The sequence below is a fragment of the Muriicola sp. Z0-33 genome, assembly GCF_026126425.1.
Lineage (GTDB): Bacteria > Bacteroidota > Bacteroidia > Flavobacteriales > Flavobacteriaceae > JAFMPW01.
Genome location: NZ_JAFMPW010000003.1, coordinates 351170 through 357475, shown reverse-complemented (window position 1 = coordinate 357475; position 6306 = coordinate 351170). Strand labels below are relative to the sequence as shown.

At 36.4% G+C, this 6306-nt stretch carries 6 protein-coding genes; all 6 read left to right on the top strand.

Annotated elements, in window-relative coordinates; translation table 11 throughout:
• Positions 1-792 (top strand): DUF6090 family protein (locus J1G40_RS07325; protein ID WP_265241958.1); only part of this gene is annotated, 792 nt, incomplete at its 5' end.
• A 90-nt stretch (positions 793-882) separates the two neighbouring features.
• Positions 883-1626, top strand: coding sequence for a DUF6090 family protein (locus J1G40_RS07320; protein ID WP_265241957.1), 744 nt, complete (start codon positions 883-885; stop codon positions 1624-1626).
• A gap of 219 nt (positions 1627-1845) precedes the next feature.
• Positions 1846-2538 carry a cyclase family protein gene (locus tag J1G40_RS07315; RefSeq protein WP_265241956.1) on the top strand — a complete coding sequence of 231 codons (693 nt, stop codon included), beginning with the start codon at positions 1846-1848 and terminating at the stop codon, positions 2536-2538.
• A 192-nt stretch (positions 2539-2730) separates the two neighbouring features.
• On the top strand, positions 2731-4242 hold the full coding sequence (locus tag J1G40_RS07310) for a S10 family peptidase (RefSeq protein ID WP_265241955.1): 1512 nt from the start codon (positions 2731-2733) through the stop codon (positions 4240-4242).
• A gap of 145 nt (positions 4243-4387) precedes the next feature.
• Positions 4388-5008, top strand: a complete 621-nt coding sequence (locus tag J1G40_RS07305) for a DUF4386 domain-containing protein (protein ID WP_265241954.1) — start codon at positions 4388-4390, stop codon at positions 5006-5008.
• 293 nt (positions 5009-5301) lie between these two features.
• Entirely contained in the window at positions 5302-6159 is an 858-nt protein-coding gene (locus tag J1G40_RS07300) for a family 16 glycosylhydrolase (protein WP_265241953.1), read from the top strand.
• Positions 6160-6306 lie beyond the last annotated feature (147 nt).

Below are 6306 nucleotides of genomic sequence, written 5' to 3'. Positions count from 1 at the left end.
GCGCGGACCAAAAAAACAATATATATGATCAAATTCTTCCGCCGTATCCGGCAGCAACTTCTCTCTGAGAATAAGTTCAGCAAATACCTGCTTTATGCCATTGGAGAAATTGTCCTTGTCGTAATTGGGATTTTGATTGCTTTACAGATTAACAACTGGAATGAAGATATAAAAGCTAAAGAAAAAGAAATTAAACTTTTAATAGAACTAAAAGATGATCTATTAGAGACCAAGAACGACTTACTAACAGATATTGATAAAGCACAACAGATTCTCACTACCACTAATGCAGTTTATAAAGCCATTGTAGAAGACCAGATTTCGGATACAAACCCCTATGAATTATCTACTGCATATATTTTAGAAACTGCAACACTCTTTCCCAAATTAAGTGCATACGAGGCAATACAATCAGAAGGGATAACTATTATTTCTAATGATGATCTAAGAAAAAATATTACCGATTTTTACCAGTTACATTTAAAAAGAGTAGCTTCAGCCGAAGCATATTTAGAAGATCTTAATAATAAAGTTTTAAAACCTTATCTAAATGCGTTTTCTGGTTATGGCAGTATCTGCAAGGATTGTGAAGATCTATATGCCCTGTATAGTTCTAATGAAACCAGTCAACTAAATTTATACCTAATTTCAAGTACAGATGATAAATTAGTACATATACTTAAAGAAAAGTTTAATGTCTTTAGAACATTAAATCAACGCTATGTTGAATTGTCTCGCTACATTGACGAAATTATAATTTTAATAGACCAGGAAACGAAGACGAAAAAATGAAATTCTTTTAGGACAGAACGGTAAAAATGTCTGGCAGACATTTTTGGTAAATAGACCAACATGCCGCTATCGAATTAAAATTGAACTTACATGATCAAATTTTTTAGGCGAATTCGTCAAAAACTACTCTCTGAAAATAAATTCAGCAAATATTTACTTTATGCGATTGGTGAAATTGCACTTGTCGTCATCGGTATTTTGATAGCCTTGAGTATTAATAATTGGAATGAATCCAGAAAGATGCATCTTCAGGATATTGAATTTTTAAAAAATTTGAAAACTGAATTTTCAATAGATATTGCTACCCTAACTAATAGAAAAACTGAATATCAACGAATTAATGAGAATATAAAAAACACTATTACGCTGTTCGATAGCCGTATGCAAACCCTTACTCCTGAGGAGTATCAGGAAATTGTTTTGGGGCTTTCTCAATTACAAATACTTACCCCCATTAATAAAAACATCGGTCGAAATGATCTATTTATAGCTCAGGGCACTCTTGATAGAATTGATAAAGATTTGAATCGTAGATTCATAACATACCTTCAAAATACCCAATCCATTAATGCTGCAATAACAAAATTGGGTGAAACCTTACAGCAACTTAACATACTTTATATTCATCCAAATGTCGATTACAATGAGATTAATCCTAAAGCTAATCGGATTGATTTTAGCTATGAAGAAATTTATGATAAAAAAGAGATTAGAAATGCATTACAGGCATCATTCAGGTATCGAAATTCATACATAAACGACATAATAGGTCAAGTTGCAGAAGCAGAAAATCTCGTCATCCTAATTGATGAAAAATTGGCCGGGGCAGAATAAAAAATAATCAGTTGCTAACAAGGCATATAAGTCATTAAAACAGCTCATAAACAATAAGGTTGTACATCATTCTATTAATTCTAGACCCAGGCTAATAACTGAAATTATAAATAATAGAATTGTTAAAATACTTGAAAGGCAGAAAAACCCATAATTAAGAATAAAAGGCAGCGCGCTTTAATCTCAGCACTAGGCATATATAAAAAACTATAGAAGGCAATGGCAGAAATTATAGATTTAAGTCAGGAAATTTATGAAGGGATGCCGGTTTATAAAGACCTTCCGCAAGTTAAAATGACAGTTCATAATTCTCATGAAGAATGGATGGGAATAAAAAATCCGAAAATAAAAACACCTGCTGTACATAAATTAGAACTAGGAGAGCATACCGGAACCCATGTAGATGCCATTAGTCATATGGAAATTCAGCATAAGGGAAAGTCGATAGATAAAATGCCTTTGTCCATGTTCTACACTGAAGGAATATGCCTGGATTTCTCTCATAAAGGACTTGGAGAATTAATTGAAGCTAACGAAATTGATATTGCTTGTCAAAAAGCGGGTTTAAAAATTAAAAGAGGAGATACAGTGTTGTTTTATACAGACCATTATCGAAAAAATTTTAGTGGAAAAAATTGGAGTAATGGCCCCGGGATAACAACAGAATCTGCAAAATGGCTTGGTGAAAAGAAAATAGCTGCTTTTGGAGTTGAAACTATGTCACCTGGGGTTCCAGGGATTTCAAATAAGGACGTACATCATATTTGTGGAGAAATGAATTTTACTCATTATGAAAATATGATAAACTTACACCTGTTAATTGGAAAAGGAAGATTTAGATTTATAGGTTTTCCTTTGAAAATCAAGGGAGGAACTGGTTCGCCTGTAAGAGCAGTAGCAATATTTGAGTAAAAACCATGTGCAATGATGACTATCGTTCATCATTAAAGCCAGCACAGCTTAAATCCCAAATTCCAGGGATACGTTCTTTGATAGGAATTGGAATTTGGAATTTGTATTTTGGAGACTGCCATTACAGTAGTTGAGCTACCCGGCCATATGGGCCAGGCTCCCGGATGGTTCTAATACATTAAATACACCTATATGATATATCCCAAAAAAGTAAATTTCCTGGTCCTGTGCTTAGTAGTTTCAGGATTTGTGTTTGCACAAGAAAAAAAAGAAAAAACTAAGCCAATTCCAGAGCCCAAATCATTTATAACAAATCATCAAATTACAAATGGCGAAAAAATAATTAGCTATAAGGCGGTTGCATCAGAAACATACCTAAAGAATAAAAATAACGAAGCTGTTGCTTCAATATGGTCGGTAGCCTACCTGCAAAATGGAAAAATCGATCAAAAAAACCGTCCGGTAACTTTTGTTTTTAACGGAGGTCCGGGTTCCGCTTCTATGTGGTTACATATGGGGCTTTTTGGCCCTAAGGTGGTAAAAGTAAACTCCGATGCGAAAGAAGATGACGGAGCAGCTCCCTATAATATGATAAATAATAGCAATGGATTATTAGATGTATCAGATTTAGTTTTTATAGACCCCGTTGGTACAGGATACAGCCGGGTAATAGGAAAGGGTAAGGTAGAAGATTACTGGGGGCTAAATGAAGATGCTGCATCCATTGCAAAATTTATCAGACAATGGATTACCGAAAACAATCGTTGGTTTTCACCAAAATATATTGCTGGGGAGAGTTTCGGAACAACCAGGGCAGTGGCAGTGGCCAATACTTTAGAAGGTAATGGACAAAATATGGCCCTGAATGGTTTAATACTGATCTCTCAGGCCCTGGATTATGCGGGCTCAACATCTGTTCATGACAACATAACATCTTATTTAACCTATTTGCCCAGTATGGCAGCTACTGCGTGGTATCACAAAAAGGCAGGACAAGGTAAAACGCTGGAATCATTTATTGAAGAATGCAGAGACTATACCTTTAATTCCTATGCGCCCGTACTTTATAAAGGTTCATTAATTGATGAAGAGGAAAAAAATAAAGTAGCTGAAAAGCTGAGTTATTTTACCGGATTGGATAAGGGGTATATTTTAAAGTCTGACCTTAGGATTTTAATGCCCAGATTTCAAAAAGAGCTGCTGGCAGATAAAGGTTTGGCTCTGGGCAGATTAGATGGCAGATTTATGGGGCAGGAGGTAGATAAATTATCAGACGGCCCACACCTTGGAGATCCCTCAAGCTATCAAATAAGTGCTGCCTATACGGCAGCATTAAACTATTATTTTGCCTCTGAACTTAAAATAAAAATGGATAGGCCCTATTTAACTTCTAACAGTGAAATTGGTAAAAAATGGAATTGGAGAACCGTTCCTAAAGATAAATTTTGGGAGCCTACCCCTGTAAGTGTTTCCCGAAAACTGGCAGAAACGATGCGTAGAAATACACAAATGAAAGTAATGGTGGCAAGTGGTTATTACGATTTAATCTGTCCGTTTTTTGATGCTGAATTTACCTTCAGTCGCAACGGAATACAGCGAGAGAACATTATAATGACCTATTATGAAGGAGGGCATATGATGTATACACACGAACCAGATTTTGTAAAATTGTCCAATGATATGCGAGAGTTTTTATCAAATTAGAGGTATAAGGTATAACATCAAGCACTATAATTCATTACCTCTGGGACCTGACGAAATCATAGGCCATACATTTGCCTTGGATGGTGTGAAATAGAAATGGAATGCCGAAGCATATTAAGTTGCTATTCCGACAACGAGATTTTATATGAGGAATATTGTTTCTAATCTATCTTCAAAAAGAGCTGCGGTAGTTGTAGGGGTTGCATTTATAACTTCTGTTTTCATCGTTACCATAGTTGATGATTTTCTATTGGCAAATTTTGTTGTACCCGGAGATACGGCGGCTTTAGCCAATGATATTAAGGCTAATAGCACCATTTTTGCCTATGCTGTTATAGCTTATCTGATTGTTCTTGTACTTGATGCTATTATTGGTCTTGCCCTCTATGCAGTACTTAAGTCGGCCAATGAGAAACTTGCTTTATTTACAGCAGTCCTCAGGCTGCTTTATGCCTGCACTTTGGTAATTGCTTTGCTCGCCCTTGTCTTTCAACTTATTGATGTGTACGACTATGCCGCTGTAAAACTAATTGGGTATATATTTTTTGCCTTGCATATCCTTGTACTCGGTTATTCGGTTTTTAAATCGGGCTATATCCCAAAGCCACTTGGCATAGTATTGATAGTTGCGTCGTTTACCTATATTGTATTTTTCGTAGACATTAATCTGCCTGAACTACTCATGGTGAGCACCATGTTGATCATGGGTCTTGCGGAATTATTATTAAGCATCTGGCTCATTGTAAAAAGAAACAAAATCCCATAGAACAAAGGACTTTGATTACCTCAATCATTAAAATTGCATTTATGGTTAAATGGCAGATGGTTGCGAAGCCCTTTTTATAAACGCTATCCCGGCCGCAGAATATGCAGATGCCTTGGCATTCAATCCTAAACCAAATTGTTAGTTAAAAGTTATATCTTTCAATGAACTAACAATGAATATGATAAAATGCTTTCAGGAAAGGACGTTAAAAAAATGTCTGGAAGATCTTTTTAGTTAACTGGCCGCCTTGACTAAGTCCTGGCGAAAGAAAATTTAATCTTAAACTATGAACTATGAAACAGATACTAACCATTGTTATACTTGTATTTTTAGCTATGTCCTATAGTTGTAAAAATGGCAAAAAAGAGAATAAAGAACCCCAGGAAACAACACAAACCTGGGAGGTTGATTTCATTGATAATTTCGAGAAATTTAATTCGGAAAACTGGCAAGATCAGCGAATTTGGGTAAACAATGAAAACCATTGCTATGTACCCGATGGCGAATTTGGTACCCGGGAAGTAAGTAATGGGACATTAAAGATAAAAGTGGTTAATATTGGTGAAAAGCGCCCTTGTGATAATTTGGATAAATTTGGGAATCAGCACCCTGATACTGAATACGTAGCCGGGCGTATCTGTTCTAAAAACCGCAAGGAATTTGTAAAAGGTAAGTGGACCGCCCGCCTTAAGTTATCGAGTAATGGTGAGGCAAGTATGTTTCCGGCCTGGTGGCTGCTCGGTGCCCGGAATAACGAGTCTCCGGTGCAGGAAGAAGATGAGAATATTTGCTGGCCCCTAACCGGGTCTGGTGAGATAGACATCTTTGAACATCACGGTGACCATATGAAAGACGAGTTTACAACAGGAGCCATTGTAAGTTTAGGTGAATGCGACAAGGGAGACTGGCAAAGTCAACGAAGAAATTTTCCGGCAACGCTGAACGAATTTCATGAATATTCTGTAGAATGGGAAGATAGCGATTTGGTGTACCGTCTGGATGGTAAAGAAGTTTACCGCAATATAGGTGAGGGAGATAAGTATCCTGAGCCCATGTTTGCCATTTTAAATTATGCAAAAATTACTGATTCGGCCATGACAGGTGAATGGGTTATGGAAGTAGACTGGGTAAAGCATGAATTTAGAAAGTAATTGGAGCGTTAAATTTTAAAGAAATAGTAAGAGAGAAGTACCAATTTACCAGGGTAGCAGCTCTTGCGCCATCAGGGTAAAGGAGGTAAGCAGCACAGCAGGCAACAACGAAAACTGATGATTAAACCTGGCCTTGCTGAACATATT

Coding starts and splice junctions, on each gene's coding strand:
- J1G40_RS07320 (WP_265241957.1), top strand. CDS start 883: ATGATCAAATTTTTTAGGCGAATTCGTCAAAAACTACTCTCTGAAAAT.
- J1G40_RS07315 (WP_265241956.1), top strand. CDS start 1,846: ATGGCAGAAATTATAGATTTAAGTCAGGAAATTTATGAAGGGATGCCG.
- J1G40_RS07310 (WP_265241955.1), top strand. CDS start 2,731: ATGATATATCCCAAAAAAGTAAATTTCCTGGTCCTGTGCTTAGTAGTT.
- J1G40_RS07305 (WP_265241954.1), top strand. CDS start 4,388: ATGAGGAATATTGTTTCTAATCTATCTTCAAAAAGAGCTGCGGTAGTT.
- J1G40_RS07300 (WP_265241953.1), top strand. CDS start 5,302: ATGAAACAGATACTAACCATTGTTATACTTGTATTTTTAGCTATGTCC.